This is a genomic window from Methylopila jiangsuensis (genome assembly GCF_027922305.1).
GTDB classification, from domain to species: Bacteria; Pseudomonadota; Alphaproteobacteria; order Rhizobiales; family Methylopilaceae; genus Methylopila; species Methylopila jiangsuensis.
In genome coordinates, this window is record NZ_BSFK01000005.1 from 330,833 (window position 1) to 348,410 (window position 17,578).

Here is a 17,578-nt window from a genome sequence, read left to right on the forward strand (position 1 = left end):
GTGGCGGTCACGGGCGGCTTTCGCCGCGACAGCCGGGAGACGACGTTTCGTGCCGCGTATCGACGAGGTCAAGATTGAGCTGTCCATCGTGCTGGGCGCGGCGGTGATGCCGATCCACCAGCTGCTGCGCATGGGCCGCGGCGCGGTGATCGAACTCGCCGCCGGCGAACGGGACGGCGTGACGATTCTCGCCAACGACCATCCGATCGCCCATGGCGTGGTGTTCGTGAACGGCGACCGCATCGGCGTGGAGATCACATCCATGATTTCGCAGGAGAAAGCGGCTGCGTCAGACCCGCTGGCGGTCGCCGCCTGAACCGGGTTTTCCACCGTCCGGCGAAAGAGAAGACGAATCCCTTGTGAACCCCACATCGATTTGGTATCAGCACCGCCGTCGCGGTCGTGGCGGAACTGGTAGACGCGCAGCGTTGAGGTCGCTGTGGGGCAACCCGTGGAAGTTCGAGTCTTCTCGACCGCACCATTGAACTGATCTTCTCGCATGGACCTCGTGCGAAAACGACGAAGCCCCGGAAGCCTGCTTCCGGGGCTTCGTCGTTTTTAACCTCCTCCAGAAAATCATTGCGCCGCGCTGCAACTGGTTGCCGCAGCGCGGCGAGCGACCTACACCCCGCCCGACGCTTCCTCCAGAACGCCGAGACCCCATGAGCGCAGACGCCGAGACGCGCCACGCGACGCAGGGCGCCGACCTCGCCGCCCCGATCCGGGACGAGGACGGCCGGCTGTTTCACGCCTTCGTGGAGGCGGTGGCGGAGGCCATCGCCGCCAACGACGGCGGGCGGGTGTGCGAGCTCGCCGGCGACCTGCACGAATCCGACGTCGGCGATCTGATCGAGAATCTCGAGCCGGACGACCGGCCGAAGCTGATCGAGCTGCTCGGCAAGGAGTTCGACTTCGCCGCGCTCACGGAGGTGGACGAAACCGTCCGCGTCCGGCTGCTGGAGGAACTGCCGTCGGCGACGATCGTCGAGGGCGTGCGTGAGCTCGACTCCGACGACGCGGTCTACATCCTTGAGGATCTGGACGAGGCCGAGCGCGCCCGGATTCTCGACCAGTTGCCGGCGCCGGACCGGGTGGCGCTGACGCGCAGCCTCGACTTTCCGGAAGAGTCGGCCGGTCGCCGCATGCAGACGGCCTTCGTGGCCACGCCGCCGTTCTGGACGGTGGGCCATGTGATCGACCACATCGCCGACACGCCCGGCCTGCCGGAGACCTTCTACGAGGTGTTCGTCATCGATCCGGCGTTCAAGCTGCTGGGATCGGTGAAGCTCGACCGGCTGCTGCGCACCCGCCGCAGCACGCTGATGCGCGACATTCTGGAGGAGCTGCCGCGCACGGTGCGCGCCACCGACGACCAGGAGCAGGCGGCCCGGCTGTTCGAGCGCTACAACCTCGTCTCCGCCGCCGTGGTCGACGACGCCGACCGGCTGGTGGGCGTGCTGATGGTGGACGACATCCTCGACGTCATCGAGGAGGAGGCGGACGAGGACCTGCGCGCCCTCGGCGGCGTCACCGGCGACGAGGAGATTTCGGACACGGTGCTCTACACCGCCCGCAGCCGCATCCCCTGGCTGCTGGTGAACCTCTGCACCGCGTTCTTCTCCGCGAGCGTCATCGGCCTGTTCGAGGGCACCATCGAGCACATGGTGGCGCTCGCGGTGCTGATGCCGATCGTGGCCTCCATGGGCGGCAACGCCGGCACCCAGACCATGACGGTGGCGGTGCGCGCGCTCGCCACCCGCGACCTCGGCGGCCACAACGCCCGCCGGCTGGTGCGCCGCGAGGCGCTGGTCGGCCTCGCCAACGGCGTGACGCTGGCGCTGCTGGTGGGCCTGACCGCGGGGACGTGGTTCGAGAACCCGGAGCTCGGCGTCATCATCGGCACGGCGATGGTGGTCAACCTCGTCTGCGCCGGCCTGTTCGGCATCCTGATCCCGCTGACGCTGGACAAGCTGAAGGCCGACCCCGCCGTCGCCTCGGGCGTGTTCCTGACCACGGTGACGGACACCGTGGGCTTCTTCGCCTTCCTCGGCCTCGCCGCATGGTGGTTCAACCTGCACTGACGGGGCGGGGAGCCACGCTCCCGGCATGGTGAGCGGAAGCTTAACGCTTTCGCCACGTTTCTCCGCTTCTCTCGACGCCTGATCGGTTGCGTCACGGAGGGATCGGACATGAAGGAGCCAGCGGCCACGCGCCTTGTGGGAGCCCTCGTGTTCTCGGGCCTTCTCGCCGTCCTGCTGCTGGACGGCGGCGCGCCCGCCGACCGCGGCGCGGAGGCCGTGGTGGCGATGATCCGGGACAGCGTCGGTCCGTGACGGGCGTCTTGGCGGCGAGCGCCGCGGCGCGTAAGCTGACCGCGCGGCGGTAAGGGGGGACCCTCATGGGCATGACTTGGCGGAGCGCTCTGCGCGGAGCGGGCGCCGCGGCTGCGATCGCGGCCGGCGCGGGGCTGCTCGCGGGCTGCTCGTCCATCGGCGGCGACGTGGAGCGGACGGCGCTGATCACCGAGGTCGACCCCTCCACGGGCATCGGCTCGGCGCTCACCGGCCGCGTCACCGAGCCGGAGGATCACCCGATCCACGGCATCGACGTCGCGAAGTATCAGGGAACGATCGACTGGAGCGGCGTGCGCGCCTCGGGCGTGTCCTTCGCCTTCATCAAGGCGACCGAGGGCGGCGACCGGGTGGACGACCGCTTCGCCGAGAACTGGGCCAACGCCCGCGCGGCCGGCGTCGCCCGCGGCGCCTACCACTTCTATTACTTCTGCCGCACCGGCGCCGAGCAGGCGCGCTGGTTCATCGAGAACGTGCCGAACGACCCGGGCGCGCTGCCGCCGGTGCTCGACATGGAGTGGAACCACCTGTCGCCGTCCTGCAAGCGCCGCCCGCCGCGCGAGGAGGTGCTGCGGGAGATGAGCGTGTTCCTGTCCATGGTTGAGAAGCACTTCGGCAAGCGCCCGGCGATCTACACCAGCGTGGACTTCCACCGCGACATTCTGGTGGGCGCGTTTCCGGGCTATCACTTCTGGCTGCGCAGCGTCGCGGGCCATCCGAGCCTGAAGTACCACGCCTCGCGCCGGTTCTCGTTCTGGCAGCACACCGCCACCGGCCGCATCGGCGGCGTCACCGGCAATGTGGACCGCAACGTCTACATGGGCGACGCGGCGAGCTTCCGGCGGTTCGCGGCCACCGGCCGCTGAAAGATCGTCATGCCCGAGCTTGGTCATCGGGCATCCGCGACTTGGGCGTCGAAGCCTTTGCTCGGCAGAAATCGTGGATGCCCGCGCATCGCGCAGGCATGACGGGGTTTAAAGCGCGCGCTTCGGCGCTTTCCAGACAGTCTCCCGAACCCTCACTCCGCCGCGCGGGGCGCCGCGGGCGCCTTGGCGCGGCGGCCGCGGGGCGCCGGCGGCTCGGCCCCGACCAGACGGGCGGCGAGGCCGTGCACCCGGTCGGTGATCGGGTTGATGTAGCGCAGGCAGGGCTTCTCCACGTAGCGCCACGAGATGGCGCCGACGGTCACGGCGACGGCGAAGGAGCTGATGGAGATCGCCCAGTTCGGCCAGTGCGGCGCGAGGTGGGTCACCGTCTGCTCGATCACGAAGCTCGACACGTAAAGCCCGTAGGACCAGGTGCCGAGGGTGGCGAGAAAGCCCACGACGGCGTTGCGGGTGAAGCCCACGCACAGGATGAGGTAGGACAGCAGAATGATGCCCGCCAGCGCGGCGAAGTGCGAATAGGCGAAGACGGCGCACAGCGGCGCCAGGATGGCGAAGCCCTTCCACGACACCGGGATGCGGTCCGCGAACACCGCCATGGCGACGCCGACGCCGAACGCCGTGCCGAGCCGGACCAGATGATGCACGGAGCCGAGATTGGCGTGGGATTCGCCGTCCCAGAACCACGCGGTGTAGATCGCGAGCGTCACGGCGAGGCCGGCCAGCACCAGCCCCTTGCGCAGGATGGCGCCGGTCGCCACCAGAATGGACAGCGTCAGGCTGAAGGCGAGCTCGTAGTGCAGCGTCCAGAGCGGCACGTAGAGAATGCCCGGATAGACGTTGTTCTCGTACACGCCCGGAAGGGTGGCGTTCACGTTGGCGAGGCCGATGACCGAGGCCAGGAAGCCCCACGTCTGCCCCGAGCCGTAATAGCCGGACGCCGGCAGGCGCGTGACCAGCGCGCCCACCACGAGCGTCATGATCAGGCAGGAGACGATGATCGCCGGAAAGTAGCGCACCACGCGCGCCACCATGGAGCGCAGCGGGTCCGGCTTGCGCAGCATGCTCCAGGTCAGCAGCAGGCCCGACAGGATGAAGAAGACGTGGACGCCGTGATGGCCGAGCGAGAAGCCGAAGATGTGGAAGAAGTCGCGCGTCTGGATGCCGGGCACCGTGGCGAGCCAGGAATGCGACAGCATGACCAGCGCCGCCGCCACGATGCGGACGGCGGACAGGTTGTTCTCGCGGTCTGAGAGCTGAGAGGCCAGCGTCCGCATGCGTTCATGTCCCTGGGCGAGCTTTTCCGGCTCCGTTCGCCCGGCAATCTGTCATAACCGCCGTAAACAAACCGCATGGCGTCCACGGGTTCTGACGATCGCGTGAAGCCTTTTGCAGAGACGCTTAATGTTTTTCGCCCTGTCCAAGATTCTCGGCTTCGTCACCCTGCCGTCAAACGCTTTGTCGCTGCTGGGGCTCGGCGGAGCGCTGCTGGCGGCGCTGGGCTTTCGGGCCGGCGCGCCGGTGATGGCGGTGGCGATCCTCGGCCTCGCGCTCGGCGGGCTGTCGCCGCTCGGCTCCCTGCTGCTGCTGCCGCTGGAGGAGCGGTTTCCCCGGGCCTCGGAGAGCGGACCGGAGCCGGCGGGGATCGTGGTGCTGGGCGGTTCGTTCGACACGGTGGTGGCGGGGGCGCGACGCGACGTCGCGCTGACCGAGGCCGCCGAGCGGCTGACCGCCGTGGCGGAGCTGGCGCGGCGCTGGCCGGAGGCGCGCATCCTGTTCAGCGGCGGCTCCGGAACGCTGCTGTTCGACGGCGCCACCGAAGCCGATCTGGCGCTGCGGGTGTTCGAAAGCTTCGGCGTGGCGCGCGAGCGCATCGTCCTCGAGGGCGCCTCGCGCAACACGGTGGAGAACGCGCGGCTGTCCAGGGAGGCCGCGGAGCCGAAGGCCGGCGAGCGCTGGCTGCTGGTGACGTCCGCCTATCACATGCCCCGCGCCATCGGCTGCTTCCGGGCCGCTGATTTCCCGGTGGAGGCCTGGCCGGTGGACTACCGCACGCGCGGTTACGAGGACGCCTTCCGGCCGTTCGGCTCGGTCAGCGCCGGCCTGCGCCGCGTCGACATCGCGGTCCGCGAATGGGTCGGCCTTGTGACCTATTGGCTGCTGGGATATGTGAGCGCCCCGTTGCCCCGGCCATGACGGGGGACAGATAGCGCCTGAACGGCGCCCGGAGTATCGTTCCGCTCCCCGCCGTCTTTGAGAGCAACGCGGCCCCAAGGCTTCCCATGACCGACAGCTCCCGCGCCGACGGCGCGCCTGCGTCCTCCTCCGCAGGCGCCTCCGGCACCCACGGCGCAACCGCCGCCGAAGCCGCCCACGACCACGGCGGCCGCCGCCGCTTCTGGACGCTGACCGTCGGCAGCGTCGGCGTCGTTTATGGCGACATCGGGACCAGCCCGCTCTACGCCATGCGCGAGACGCTGCTCCATCTCGGCCACACGCCGAGCCCGCACGAGGTGGTGGGCATCGTCTCGCTGCTGATCTGGGCGCTGATCGTGGTGGTGACGTTCAAATACGTCTTCATCCTGCTGCGCGCCGACAACCACGGCGAGGGCGGCACGCTGTCGCTGATGGCGCTGGCGCAGAACGCGCTCGGCCGCAACAGCACGGTTCTGCTCGGGCTCGGCATCGTCGGCGCGGCGCTGTTCTACGGCGACGCCATCCTGACGCCCGCGATCTCGGTGCTGTCGGCGGTGGAGGGCCTCAAGGTCGCGACGCCCGTGTTCCAGCCCTACGTGCTGCCGATCACCCTCGCCATCATCGTGGCGCTCTACGTCGCCCAGTCCTCGGGCACGGGGAAGGTGGCCGCGCTGTTCGGGCCGATCACGGTGGTGTGGTTCCTGGTGCTGGCGGTGCTCGGCTTCATCCACATCTTCGACGCGCCCATGGTGCTTCACGCGCTGAACCCGGTCGAAGCCGTGCTGTTCCTGCTGGAGCACGGCTTCCTCGCCTTCGTGGTTCTCGGCGGCACTTTCCTCGCGGTCACCGGGGCGGAAGCGCTCTACGCCGACATGGGCCATTTCGGCCGCGGCCCCATCCGCACCGCCTGGCTCGGGCTGGTGCTGCCGGCGCTGGTCATCAACTATCTGGGGCAGGGCGGTCTGGCGATCTCCCATCCCGAGGCGATCAAGGACCTGTTCTTCCTCACCGCGCCGGAGTGGTTCCGGCTGCCGCTGGCCCTCCTCGCCTGTCTGGCGACCGTGGTGGCGAGCCAGGCGGTGATCTCCGGCGCCTATTCGCTCACCCGTCAGGCGATGCAGCTCGGCCTGCTGCCGCATCTGGAGGTGCAGCACACCTCCCAGACCGAGGCCGGGCAGATCTACATGCCCAAGGTCAACTGGCTGATGCTGGCCGGCGTGCTGGCGCTGGTCGTGATCTTCCAGAGCTCGAGCGCGCTCGCCGCCGCCTACGGCATCGCGGTCACCGGCACCATGATCGTCACCACCATGCTCGCGGTGGTGGTGATCGCCCGCACCTGGGGCTTCGGCTGGGCGCTGGCCGTCGCCTGCATGACGCCGTTCTTCATCGTCGACGTGGCCTTCCTCAGCGCCAACATGCTGAAGCTGCCGGACGGCGGCTACATCCCGCTGATCCTGGGCGCCGCCATCGTGGTGCTGATGTGGACCTGGATCCGCGGCGTGCGCTTCGTGGAGGGCCGCATCCAGCGCGAGAGCATCCCGATCCTCGAATTCGCCAAGTCCATGAGCACCAGCTCGGCGACCCGGGTGAAGGGCACGGCGATGTACCTCACCTCCTCGCCGGAGATCGCGCCGCCGGCGCTGCTGCACAACCTGAAGCACAACAAGGTGCTGCACGAGCGCAACGTCATCCTGAGCGTGCGCACCGAACGCCAGCCGCTGGTGGACGAGCAGGACCGGGTGGAGTTCCACAAGGTCTCGGACGAGTTCTCGACCCTCATCGTGCGCTACGGCTTCATGGAGGATCCGAACCTCCCGCGCGCGCTGGCGCAGGCCAAGGCCCACGGCCTGCCGTTCGACATGATGAAGACCTCGTTCTTCGTGGGCCGGCGCTCGTTCCGCGCCTCCGCCAGCGTCGGCATGCCGCTGTGGCAGGACCACGTCTTCATCGCGCTGGTGCGCCAGTCCTACGACGCCACCGAGTACTTCCGCATCCCCGCGGGCCGCGTGGTGGAGCTCGGCAACCAGATGGTGGTGTGAGGCGCTGCGCCTGAGGCGGCCTTGAGCCGCCACGCGCCGTCCTGCGCCGCGCACGACGGCGCGTGGCGGGGAGGCGGCGCTTCTTTCAGGTCCGCGCGCGTCGTCCCTTCTCCCGGCCCGAAGGCCGCGGGGACGAGGGCAGGAGGACGAGGGCAGGAGAAGGAGGGAAGGGCGCTGATCTCTCCCGAGCCGTTCCCGTCGCGGCGTCGTCGAGCCGTATGAGGGCTGGCGCGCGCCCGTTCGTTTCGCCCCTCTGAACGCAGAGCGGCCCCGCGGGATCGCTCCCGCGGGGCCGCCTGACGCCGTTTTAGGGCGCGCCTGAAAGGATCAGGCGTGCTCGTAGGTCTCGATGTCGCGATCCTTGGTCTCGGGCACGAACAGCAGGCCGATGACGAAGGTCATGACGGCGATGACGATCGGGTACCAGAGGCCGTAGTAGATGTCGCCGGTCGCGGCCACCATGGCGAAGGCGGTGGCCGGCAGCAGGCCGCCGAACCAGCCGTTGCCGATGTGGTAGGGCAGCGACATGGACGAGTAGCGGATGCGGGTCGGGAACAGCTCCACCAGCGCCGCCGCGATCGGGCCGTAGACCATGGTCACGAACAGCACCAGCACGAACAGCACGCCGATGATGCCGGCGGTCTGGGCGCGGAAGATGTCGAACGGATGCGCCATCTTCACGATGCTCGGGTCGCCGGCCTTCGGGTAGCCCGCGCCCTGCAGCGCCGCGGTGACGGCCTTGTTGGTCTCAACCGCGGCCGGGCCTGCGACGTAGGGGATCGCCTGGCCGTTGACCCGGATTTCCGTCTGCGCGCCGGCGGGCGCCGGAACGGTTTCGTATCGGACCGAGGACTTCGACAGGAAGTCGCGGGCCACGTCGCAGTTCGCGGTGTATTTGCGGGTGCCGACCGGGTTGAACAGGCTGCCGCATTCGGCCGGATCGGCCACGACCTCGACCTTGACGGACTCGATCGCCTTTTCAAGCGCCGGGTTGGCGAGCGTGGTGATCTGCTGGAACAGCGTGAAGTAGCTGACCGCCGCGATCAGGCAGCCTCCGAGAATGATGGGCTTGCGGCCGATCTTGTCGGACAGGACGCCGAAGAACACGAAGAAGCCGGTGCCGAACAGCAGCGACCAGGCGATCAGCAGATTGGCGGTGTAGCCGTCGACCTTCAGGATCGATTGCAGGAAGAACAGCGCGTAGAACTGGCCCGTGTACCACACCACGCCCTGGCCGGCGGTGAGGCCGAGCAGCGCGATCAGGGCGATCTTGGCGTTCTTCCACTGGCCGAAGGACTCCGACAGCGGCGCCTTCGAGCCGGTGCCTTCTTCCTTCATCTTCTTGAAGGCGGGCGATTCCTGAAGCTGCATGCGGATCCAGACCGAGATGCCGAGCAGCAGGATCGAGACCAGGAACGGAATGCGCCAGCCCCACTCCTTGAACGCGTCCTCGCCGATGACGGTGCGCACGGTCAGGATGACGATCAGCGACAGGAACAGGCCGAGCGTCGCGGTGGTCTGGATCCACGAGGTGTAGAAGCCGCGCCGGCCGTTCGGGGCGTGCTCGGCCACATAGGTCGCCGCGCCGCCGTATTCGCCGCCGAGCGCGAGGCCCTGCAGCAGGCGCAGCACGATCAGGATGATCGGCGCCGCGATGCCGATCGCCGCCGCGCCCGGAAGGATGCCCACGATGAAGGTGGACACGCCCATCAGCAGGATGGTGACGAGGAAGGTGTACTTGCGGCCGACGAGGTCGCCGATCCGGCCGAACACCAGCGCGCCGAAGGGACGGACGATGAAGCCGGCGGCGAAGGCGAGCAGCGCGAAGATGTTGCGCGTGGCTTCATCGTAGAGCGGCTTGCCGTCGGCGCCGAGAACGTTGAAGAACTGCGCGCCGATGATGGCGGCGAGCGAGCCGTAAAGATAGAAGTCGTACCACTCGAAAACCGTGCCGAGCGACGACGCGAGAATGACTTTCTTCTCCTCGCGGGTCATCGGCCTTTTTCGATCGTCAATTGCCGTGCTTGCGACAGACATTGGCGTTCACCTCGCTGGTCGGGCGCTGGCCTCGCGCCCGTTATCGTTTATGAGCCGCAGGTCGCGGCGTCGTTTTTTCATGAAGACGGCCGTGGGCCGTTAAGGACGCGGCGCGCGCCGCCGCGTGGTCTCTCCCATTGCCGTCCGGCCTGCGAACCGGACGCGTCTCCCCAAGTGGACGGGTCTTGCGCGCCACCCGGACGAAGCCGCCGGGGGGTGGCGCATGGGACCGCAGCCCATAGATACAAGATGGCGGAACGTCTCGTCGACCGACAAAAGGCTTCTTGAAGTGCTCTTTAAGTTTTTATTCACGGCCCTGTGCGCCGCGGGCCTCACCTTGGCCGCGGCTCAAGGAGCGGCGGCGGGCGAACGGCCGCCGTCGATCATCCCGGAGCCTTATGAGGCCGCGCCCAACGCGGTGACGCGCCCGGCGGGTAAACCGGACCGCGAGTGGCGCCGCACGCGGCGGACGCCGGAGGTTCGCATGACGGCGCCGGCCGCCCGGCGCGCGCCGCCGCCGCCGCGTTACGACACGCGGGGGCGCCGGCTCAACGTGCCCGGACGGCCCGACACGGACGACATTTTCGGCAGGGTGAACCGGGACCTGCGCCGGCCGGCCCCCTCGGTCTCGACGCCGGCGGTGCGCAGCGACGCCGGCAGCCGCATCAACCAGCTTGGGCCGCGGCGCTGACCGGCTTCTCCCGCCGCACGCAGTGCAGGGCGATGGCGGCGGCGTTGGAGACGTTCAGGCTCTTGATCGCGCCGGGCATGTCGAGCCGGGCGAGGGCGTCGCAGGTCTGACGGGTGAGCTGGCGCAGGCCCTTGCCTTCGGCGCCCAGCACCAGAGCCACGCCGCCCTGCCCGAGCGGGGTGTCGTCCAGCGTCTCCGGCCCCTCCGAGTCGAGCCCGATCCGGCGGAAGCCGCGCTCGCCGAGGTCGTCCAGCGCGCGGGCCAGATTCTGCACCAGCACCAGCGGCACATGCTCCAGCCCGCCGCTGGCGCTTTTCGCCAGCACGCCGGTCGCCTCCGGGCTGTGCCGCGCGGTGGTCACGATGGCGTCCACCGCGAAGGCGGCGGCGGTGCGCACGATCGCGCCCACATTGTGCGGGTCGGTGATCTGGTCGAGCACCAGCACCAGCGAATCTTCGGGAATCGTCTTCAGCGTCGGGATCTTCAGCGCTTCGGCCTCGAGATAGAGGCCCTGATGCACCGCGTCCGCCGTCAGCAGCCGGTCGATGGCGCCGGGACGCACCACCTCGGGCTCGACGCGGGTGGGGACGCCCGCCTCGGCGAGCCGCGCCAGCGCGTTCTCGGTCGCCATCAGCTTGAGGATCTTGCGCTTCGGGTTGGACAGCGCCTCCACCACGCTGTGAAAGCCGTAAAGCGTCACCGGGCCGTCATGATCGCGCGGGAAGGCGCGGGGGCCGGGCTTCGCCCCCGACTTGGCCCCGCCGTCGCGGGCGCGCCAGGCGCGGCCCTTGCCGCCGTCGCGGGCGCTCCAGGGCGCGTCGCCGGAACGGTCGGACGGCTTCGGCGGGCGGGGAGGGCGCATGGACGGTCCGGCTCATGTCTTGGGAGAGAGGGCGCTTCTTCTCACGCACGGCCTCGGGGCGCAATCGCGCCGGCCGCAAACGCCCGGATCGTCTTGCCTTCGGCGCGGATTTCCGCCTATAAGCCGCGCCATCCCACACGCGGGCATCAGGCGGCGATATCCAAGCCGCTCCGGCGCCGGGCTCGAACGGTTCGAGCTCCGGCGGGCTCCCGCGGAGGCAACCGGAACGAAAGACGACTCTAATGGCTCTGCCCGATTTCACCATGCGCCAGCTGCTCGAGGCCGGCGTTCACTTCGGCCATCAGGCGCACCGCTGGAATCCGAAGATGGCGCCCTACATCTTCGGCGCGCGCAACAACATCCACATCATCGACCTCGCCCAGACCGTGCCGCTGCTCGCCCGCGCTCTCCAGGCGGTGTCGGACGTGGTCGCCGGCGGCGGCCGCGTGCTGATCGTGGGCACCAAGCGCCAGGCCGCCGAAGTGGTGGCCGATTCCGCCCGCCGTTCGGCCCAGTACTTCGTCAACGCCCGCTGGCTCGGCGGCATGCTGACCAACTGGAAGACCATCTCCGGTTCGATCCAGCGCCTGCGCAAGCTCGAAGAGATGCTGTCCGGCGAAGCCCAGGGCTTCACCAAGAAGGAGCGCCTGACGCTGTCCCGCGAGCGCGACAAGCTCGAGAAGACGCTCGGCGGCATCAAGGACATGGGCGGCCTGCCCAACCTGATCTTCGTGATCGACACCAACAAGGAGCAGATCGCCGTGCAGGAGGCTCGCCGCCTCGGCATCCCGGTGGCCGCCATCCTTGACACCAACTCCGACCCCGAGGGCATCACCTATCCGATCCCGGGCAACGACGACGCCGGCCGCGCGCTCGCGCTCTACGGCGACCTGATCGCCCGCGCCGCGCTCGACGGCATCGGCCGCGGCCAGGGCGACCTGGGCGTCGATCTCGGCGAGCAGATCGATCCGGTGATCGACGACGTGCCGGCTCCGGCCGCGGTCGAGGGCGAGGAGAGCGGGCTCGAGGCGTTCGAGCTGCTGGCCGCGCCGCGCGGCGCGCCGGACGATCTCGCCAAGCTGTCGGGCGTCGGCCCGCAGCTCGAGCAGAAGCTCAACGAGTACGGCGTCTACCACTACTGGCAGATCGCGGCGATGACCCCGGCGGACGTCGCCAAGGCCGACGCCGACCTCAAGCTCAACGGCCGCTTCGAGCGCGAGGGCTGGATCGCCCAGGCGCGCGAGCTGCTCGCCGGCCTCGCGGCCTGAGCTTCGACTGACGCCGTCGACGGCGGCGCGGGGCGGCGGTCACCCGTCGTCCGCGCGTCGCCGTTTTGAGGACATTTTATCGCCGCCCGTCCAACGGGCGGCGCCTGTTTCAGAGGACGACATGGCCAACATCACCGCTGCAATGGTGAAGGAGCTTCGCGAGAAGACCGGCGCCGGCATGATGGACTGCAAGAACGCCCTCGCCGAAGTGGACGGCGACATCGAGGCGGCGGTCGACTGGCTGCGCAAGAAGGGCCTCGCCAAGGCCGCCAAGAAGGCCGGCCGCGTGGCCGCCGAGGGGCTGGTCGCCCTCGCCGTGGACGGCGCCAAGGGCGTCGCGGTCGAGGTGAACTCCGAGACCGACTTCGTGGCCCGCAACCCCGAATTCCAGGACATGGTGTCGTCCATCGCCACCGTCGCCCTGACCGCCGGCGCCGAGACCGCCGCGATCGAGGCGGCCGCCTATCCGGGCGGCGGCACGGTCGCCGAGAAGGTCCAGGCCACCATCGGCAAGATCGGCGAGAACATGACGCTGCGTCGCGCCGCCGCGCTGTCGGTGTCGCAGGGCGTCATCGGCTCCTACGTCCACGGCCAGGTCGCCCCGAACCTCGGCAAGATCGCCGTGCTGGTCGGCCTCGAGTCCGAGGGCAAGGCGGAGGCGCTCTCGGCGCTCGGCCGTCAGGTCGCCATGCATGTGGCCGCAACCAACCCGCAGGGCCTCGACTCGTCCTCCATCGATCCCGCGATCGTCGAGCGCGAGAAGGGCGTGCTGGCCTCCAAGGCTCGCGAGAGCGGCAAGCCCGAGAACGTGATCGAGAAGATCGTCGAGAGCGGCATCAAGACCTTCTTCAAGGAAGCGACCCTTGTGGAGCAGCCGTTCATCCATGACGGCTCCAAGACCGTGGCCCAGGCCATCAAGGCCGCCGAGGCCGAGGTCGGCGCGCCGATCAAGCTGACGGGCTTCGTGCGTCTCGCGCTCGGCGAAGGCGTCGAGAAGGAAGAGAGCGACTTCGCGGCCGAAGTGGCCGCGGCGGCCGGCACGCGCTGACGTCCGCGGGAGCGAGAGCCCCGATGACGGAGCAGGCGCAGCCCATCTACAAGCGGGTGCTGGTCAAGGTCTCGGGCGAGGCCCTGATGGGCCCGCAGGGCTTCGGCCTGCACCAGCCGACCGTCGAAGCGATCGCGGCGGACATCGCCGCGACGCAGGCCCTCGGCGTCGAGGTCGGCGTCGTCGTGGGCGGCGGCAACATCTTCCGTGGCGTCCAGGTCTCCTCGCAGGGGGTGGACCGCGCCACGGGCGACTACATGGGCATGCTGGCGACGGTGATGAACGCGCTCGCGCTCTCCGCCGCCATCATGCGCCGGGGCACGCAGGCGCGGGTTCTGTCCGCGCTCGACATGCCGGCGGTGTGCGAGACCTACACGCGGCCCCGCGCGCTCGCCCATCTCGACCGCCAGCGCGTGGTGCTGTTCGCGGCCGGCACCGGCAACCCCTTTTTCACCACCGACACGGCCGCCGCCCTGCGCGCGGTCGAAACCGGCTGCGAGGCGCTGCTGAAGGCGACCCAGGTGGACGGCATCTACACCGCCGACCCCAAGAAGGACCCCACCGCCACCCGCCTCGATCGGCTGACCCATGACGAGGTGCTGCAGCGGGACCTCAAGGTCATGGACGCCGCGGCCTTCGCGCTTGCGCGCGAGAACGCGCTTCCGGTAATCGTCTTCTCCATTCACGAGCCGGGCTCGATCCCCGCGGTCGTGTGCGGAGGCGGACGCGCCACCACCGTCGCGAGCTGAGAGGCGGACGAACCGCCCGAACGTCAGGAGCCCAACCCCATGTCCGGACCCTTCGATCTCGACGACGTCAAGCGCCGCATGCAGGGCGCGGTCAATTCGCTCAAGACCGACCTCGCGGGCCTGCGCACCGGCCGCGCCTCCGCCAGCCTGCTCGATCCGGTCACGGTGTCGGCCTACGGCGCGGAGATGCCCCTCAACCAGGTGGCGACGGTGAGCGTGCCCGAGGCGCGCATGCTGAACGTGCAGGTGTGGGACCGCTCCATGGTTGGCCCGGTTGAAAAGGCGATCCGCGAGGCCAATCTCGGCCTCAATCCGATCACCGAGGGCCAGCTTCTGCGCATCCCGCTGCCGGAGCTGAACGCCGACCGGCGCAAGGAGCTGGTGAAGGTCGCCCACAAATACGCCGAAAGCGCCCGCGTCGCCGTGCGCCATGTGCGCCGCGACGGCCTCGACACGCTGAAGAAGGCGGAGAAGGACGGCGACATCAGCGAGGACGATCAGTCCCGGTTCGCCGATCAGGTCCAGAAGGCCACCGACGCCGCCATCGCGGAGGTCGATCAGGCCGTCGCCGCGAAGGAAAAGGACATCCTTCAGGTCTGACGCCGCCGCCGGCCTCTTCGGCCCCTCCAACACGTGCGGACCGCCATGATGTCCACTGACGCGCCGGGACGGGCGGTCGACCAAGGCGCTGGAGCGGTCCAGCCGCCCGCCCATGTGGCCGTCATCATGGACGGCAACGGCCGCTGGGCCGCCCAGCGCGGCCTGCCCCGCGCGGAGGGGCACCGGCGGGGCGTCGAGGCGCTGCGCCGCGCCATACGCGCCGCCGGCGATCTGGGCGTGCGCTACCTCACCGTCTACAGCTTCTCCTCCGAGAACTGGTCGCGGCCTCAGGACGAGGTCAGCGACCTGATGAACCTGCTGCGCCTGTTCGTGCGCCGCGACCTCGCCGAGCTGCGCAAGGCCGGCGTGCGCGTGCGGGTCATCGGCGAGCGGGCGGGGCTGCCCGCCGACATCGCGGCGCTGCTGGAGGAGGCGGAGTCCACCACCCGCGCCAACACGGCGCTGACTCTGGTCGTGGCGTTCAACTACGGCGGACGGCAGGAGATCGCCGCCGCCGCCCGCGCCATCGCGCGCGACGTCGCCGCGGGACGGCTCGACCCCGAGGCCGTGGACGTGGAGGCCGTCGCCCGCCGCCTGCACGCGCCGGACCTGCCGGACCCGGATCTGGTGATCCGCACCAGCGGCGAGCAGCGCATCTCCAATTTCCTGCTCTGGCAGTCGGCCTACGCCGAATACGTGTTCCTGCCGATCCACTGGCCGGACTTCGACCGCGCGGCGTTCGAGGGCGCGCTGGAGAGCTTCCAGGCCCGCCAGCGCCGCTTCGGCGGGCGCGGGGAGCGGGCTGGCGCATGATCTCATCCTCCTCCGGCGACAAACGCCCTTCGGAGCTCACGCTGCGGGTGCTGTCCGGCGTGGTGATGGCCGCGCTCGCGCTCGGCGTCGCCTGGCTGGGCGGGCCGCTGTTCGGCCTGTTCTGGATCGCCGCCGGCTGCGCGGTCGGCGCGGAATGGGCGTGGCTCGCGACGCCTGATCCTGCGGCGCGACGGCGCGCGGCCGGCGCGGTCGCGGTGGCGCTCGGCGTGATCGGGGCGCTGTACGGCGCCTCGGTCGGCTGGGGCCTCGGCGGCCTGCTCTGGCTCGCGGCGCTCGCGCTGGGCGCCGTCGGGGCGGGGGCGCTTGCGCGGCCGGCCTGGGGCGCCGGATTCGGCGTGCTCTATGGCGCGGCGGTGTTTCTCGGCCCGCTCCTGCTGCGGACCGATCCGCAGGACGGGATGCTCGCCCTGCTCTGGCTGTTCGCGGTGGTGTGGGGAACCGACATCGCGGCCTACGCCTCGGGCCGCACGTTCGGCGGCCCCAAGCTCGCGCCCCGGCTGTCGCCGAAGAAGACGTGGTCCGGCGCGCTGGGCGGCGCGATTCTGGGGCCCGCGGCCGGCGTCGCGGTCGCCGCCGCCGGAGGCGTCGGCCATCTCGCGCCCGTGGCGCTGGTGGGGCTGGCGGCGGCGGTCGCCGTCATCCTGGGCGACCTGTTCGAATCCGGCGCCAAGCGCCGCTATGGCGCGAAGGATTCGGGTCATCTCATCCCCGGCCATGGCGGCGCCATGGACCGTCTGGACGGTTTTCTCGTCGCCGCCACGGTGGCCGCGCTGATCGGGCTGTCGCGCGGCGGCTGGGACGGGGCGGCGCAGGGGCTGCTGCGATGGTGACCGCCAAACGCAGCGTCACCGTGCTCGGCGCCACCGGATCGGTCGGCCTCGCCACCATCGACCTGCTGGAACGCAACCTCGACCTGTTCTCGGTTCAGGCCGTGGTCGCCCGTTCGGACGCGGCGGGTCTAGCCGCCGTCGCCCGCCGGGTCGGCGCGCGCCGGGCCGTGCTGGCGGACGAGCGCGCCGGGCCGGCGCTGAAGGCCGCGCTCGACGGTTCGGGAATCGAGGCCGCAGCCGGCGCTCTCGCCGCGCTGGACGCGGCCGCGGTCCCGGTGGACTGGACCATGGCCGCGATCTCGGGCGCGGCCGGCCTCGCCCCCACCATCGCCGCGGTGCGGCGGGGCGGGGCGGTGGCGCTCGCCACCAAGGAGTGCCTGGTCTGCGCCGGCGAGGCCTTCATGGCCGAAGTCGCCCGCGCCGGCGCCACGCTGCTGCCGGTGGACAGCGAGCACAACGCCCTGCTGCAGGCGCTGGGCGGCCAGAGCGTGGACGACGTGGAGCGCATGACGCTGACGGCCTCGGGCGGCCCGTTCCGCCAGTGGGACGCGGCCCGCATCGCCGCGGCGACGCCCGAGGACGCACTGCGCCATCCCACCTGGACCATGGGCGCGAAGATCACGATCGATTCCGCGACCCTGATGAACAAAGGCCTCGAACTGATTGAGGCTCATCACCTTTTTGGCGTCGACGGCGATCGGCTCGACGTGGTGGTCCATCCCCAGTCGGCGATCCACGGGCTGGTGACCTTCCGGGACGGCGCCGTCACCGCGGGCCTGGCGGCGCCGGACATGCGGGTGCCCATCGCCCACACGCTCGGCTGGCCCGACCGGCTTACGACGCCGGCGGCGCGGCTTGATCTGGCGAAGCTCGGCGCCATGACCTTCGAGGCGCCGGACCTCACGCGCTTTCCGGGGCTGAAGCTCTGCATGCAGGCGCTGGCCGCCGGCGGCGCGGCGCCCGCGGTGTTGAACGCCGCCAACGAGGTGGCGGTCGCCGCCTTCCTCGCCCGCGCGATCGGCTTCGGCGACATCCCGCGCCTGGTCGAGGGCGCGCTGGAGGACGCCCCGCGCCATGGCCTCACCCGCGCGCCGGACAGCGTCGAGGCGGCGATCGCGCTCGACGCCAGCGCCCGGGCGCTCACCGCGCGGCGCTTGCCACGGGATGCGGTTCGGGCGCACTAAAAGAC

17 protein-coding genes and 1 tRNA gene are annotated in these 17,578 nt (G+C 70.2%); 15 read left to right on the plus strand and 3 right to left on the minus strand.

What is annotated here, in order from left to right; all coding sequences use genetic code 11:
* The first annotated feature begins 49 nt into the window (after positions 1 to 49).
* The 5 genes from PKE85_RS03095 (at position 50) to PKE85_RS03115 (ending at position 3,217) form a co-directional block, all read left to right on the plus strand.
* Positions 50 to 316 carry a FliM/FliN family flagellar motor switch protein gene (locus tag PKE85_RS03095; protein WP_271203322.1) on the plus strand — a complete coding sequence of 89 codons (267 nt, stop codon included), beginning with the start codon at positions 50 to 52 and terminating at the stop codon, positions 314 to 316.
* Positions 317 to 396: 80 nt separating this feature from the next.
* Positions 397 to 481 (plus strand) — tRNA-Leu (locus PKE85_RS03100).
* A 181-nt stretch (positions 482 to 662) separates the two neighbouring features.
* Entirely contained in the window at positions 663 to 2,081 is a 1,419-nt protein-coding gene (mgtE, locus tag PKE85_RS03105; RefSeq protein ID WP_271203323.1) for a magnesium transporter, read from the plus strand.
* Between the two features lie 108 nt (positions 2,082 to 2,189).
* Positions 2,190 to 2,333 carry a hypothetical protein gene (locus tag PKE85_RS03110; protein ID WP_271203324.1) on the plus strand — a complete coding sequence of 48 codons (144 nt, stop codon included), beginning with the start codon at positions 2,190 to 2,192 and terminating at the stop codon, positions 2,331 to 2,333.
* Between the two features lie 71 nt (positions 2,334 to 2,404).
* A complete protein-coding gene (locus tag PKE85_RS03115) occupies positions 2,405 to 3,217 on the plus strand; it encodes a glycoside hydrolase family 25 protein (RefSeq protein WP_271203325.1) in 813 nt (270 codons plus the stop codon).
* Positions 3,218 to 3,369: 152 nt separating this feature from the next.
* Here the strand turns inward: PKE85_RS03115 and PKE85_RS03120 are convergent, their stop codons facing one another.
* Complete coding sequence (locus tag PKE85_RS03120) at positions 3,370 to 4,512, minus strand: acyltransferase family protein (RefSeq protein ID WP_271203326.1); 1,143 nt, start codon at positions 4,510 to 4,512, stop codon at positions 3,370 to 3,372.
* 127 nt (positions 4,513 to 4,639) lie between these two features.
* On the opposite strand from PKE85_RS03120, the gene PKE85_RS03125 reads away from it, so the two are divergent.
* Positions 4,640 to 5,431, plus strand: coding sequence for a YdcF family protein (locus tag PKE85_RS03125; protein WP_271203327.1), 792 nt, complete (start codon positions 4,640 to 4,642; stop codon positions 5,429 to 5,431).
* Between the two features lie 86 nt (positions 5,432 to 5,517).
* Entirely contained in the window at positions 5,518 to 7,470 is a 1,953-nt protein-coding gene (locus tag PKE85_RS03130) for a potassium transporter Kup (protein WP_271203328.1), read from the plus strand.
* 327 nt (positions 7,471 to 7,797) lie between these two features.
* Here PKE85_RS03130 and PKE85_RS03135 read toward each other — a convergent pair whose 3' ends face one another.
* Positions 7,798 to 9,465, minus strand: a complete 1,668-nt coding sequence (locus PKE85_RS03135; protein ID WP_428981306.1) for an MFS transporter — start codon at positions 9,463 to 9,465, stop codon at positions 7,798 to 7,800.
* Positions 9,466 to 9,991: 526 nt separating this feature from the next.
* Between PKE85_RS03135 and PKE85_RS03140 the strand changes: the two genes are divergently transcribed.
* The gene (locus tag PKE85_RS03140) at positions 9,992 to 10,198 is read left to right on the plus strand and encodes a hypothetical protein (protein WP_271203330.1); all 207 of its coding nucleotides are present in this window, start codon (positions 9,992 to 9,994) and stop codon (positions 10,196 to 10,198) included.
* Here the strand turns inward: PKE85_RS03140 and PKE85_RS03145 are convergent.
* On the minus strand, positions 10,173 to 11,060 hold the full coding sequence (locus tag PKE85_RS03145; protein WP_271203331.1) for a TrmH family RNA methyltransferase: 888 nt from the start codon (positions 11,058 to 11,060) through the stop codon (positions 10,173 to 10,175). The two genes, PKE85_RS03140 and PKE85_RS03145, sit on opposite strands and share 26 nt — an antisense overlap.
* Positions 11,061 to 11,302: 242 nt before the next feature.
* Here PKE85_RS03145 and PKE85_RS03150 point away from each other — a divergent pair, with 242 nt between their 5' ends.
* The 7 genes from PKE85_RS03150 to dxr all read left to right on the plus strand — a co-directional run bounded on the left by PKE85_RS03150 (position 11,303) and on the right by dxr (position 17,573).
* Positions 11,303 to 12,328 (plus strand): 30S ribosomal protein S2, encoded by a 1,026-nt coding sequence (locus tag PKE85_RS03150; RefSeq protein ID WP_271203332.1) that lies wholly within the window; start codon positions 11,303 to 11,305, stop codon positions 12,326 to 12,328.
* Positions 12,329 to 12,449: 121 nt separating this feature from the next.
* Positions 12,450 to 13,376, plus strand: a complete 927-nt coding sequence (gene tsf / locus PKE85_RS03155) for a translation elongation factor Ts (RefSeq protein WP_271203333.1) — start codon at positions 12,450 to 12,452, stop codon at positions 13,374 to 13,376.
* 23 nt (positions 13,377 to 13,399) lie between these two features.
* Positions 13,400 to 14,125: a UMP kinase gene (gene pyrH, locus PKE85_RS03160; protein ID WP_271203334.1), complete on the plus strand. Its 726-nt coding sequence runs from the start codon at positions 13,400 to 13,402 to the stop codon at positions 14,123 to 14,125.
* A gap of 39 nt (positions 14,126 to 14,164) precedes the next feature.
* Positions 14,165 to 14,725, plus strand: coding sequence for a ribosome recycling factor (gene frr / locus PKE85_RS03165; protein WP_271203335.1), 561 nt, complete (start codon positions 14,165 to 14,167; stop codon positions 14,723 to 14,725).
* A gap of 45 nt (positions 14,726 to 14,770) precedes the next feature.
* The gene (locus tag PKE85_RS03170; RefSeq protein ID WP_428981307.1) at positions 14,771 to 15,538 is read left to right on the plus strand and encodes an isoprenyl transferase; all 768 of its coding nucleotides are present in this window, start codon (positions 14,771 to 14,773) and stop codon (positions 15,536 to 15,538) included.
* Positions 15,535 to 16,389 carry a phosphatidate cytidylyltransferase gene (locus PKE85_RS03175; protein ID WP_271203337.1) on the plus strand — a complete coding sequence of 285 codons (855 nt, stop codon included), beginning with the start codon at positions 15,535 to 15,537 and terminating at the stop codon, positions 16,387 to 16,389. The genes PKE85_RS03170 and PKE85_RS03175 overlap by 4 nt, the downstream gene beginning before the upstream one ends.
* Positions 16,383 to 17,573 carry a 1-deoxy-D-xylulose-5-phosphate reductoisomerase gene (gene dxr, locus PKE85_RS03180; RefSeq protein WP_271203338.1) on the plus strand — a complete coding sequence of 397 codons (1,191 nt, stop codon included), beginning with the start codon at positions 16,383 to 16,385 and terminating at the stop codon, positions 17,571 to 17,573. The genes PKE85_RS03175 and dxr overlap by 7 nt, the downstream gene beginning before the upstream one ends.
* Positions 17,574 to 17,578 lie beyond the last annotated feature (5 nt).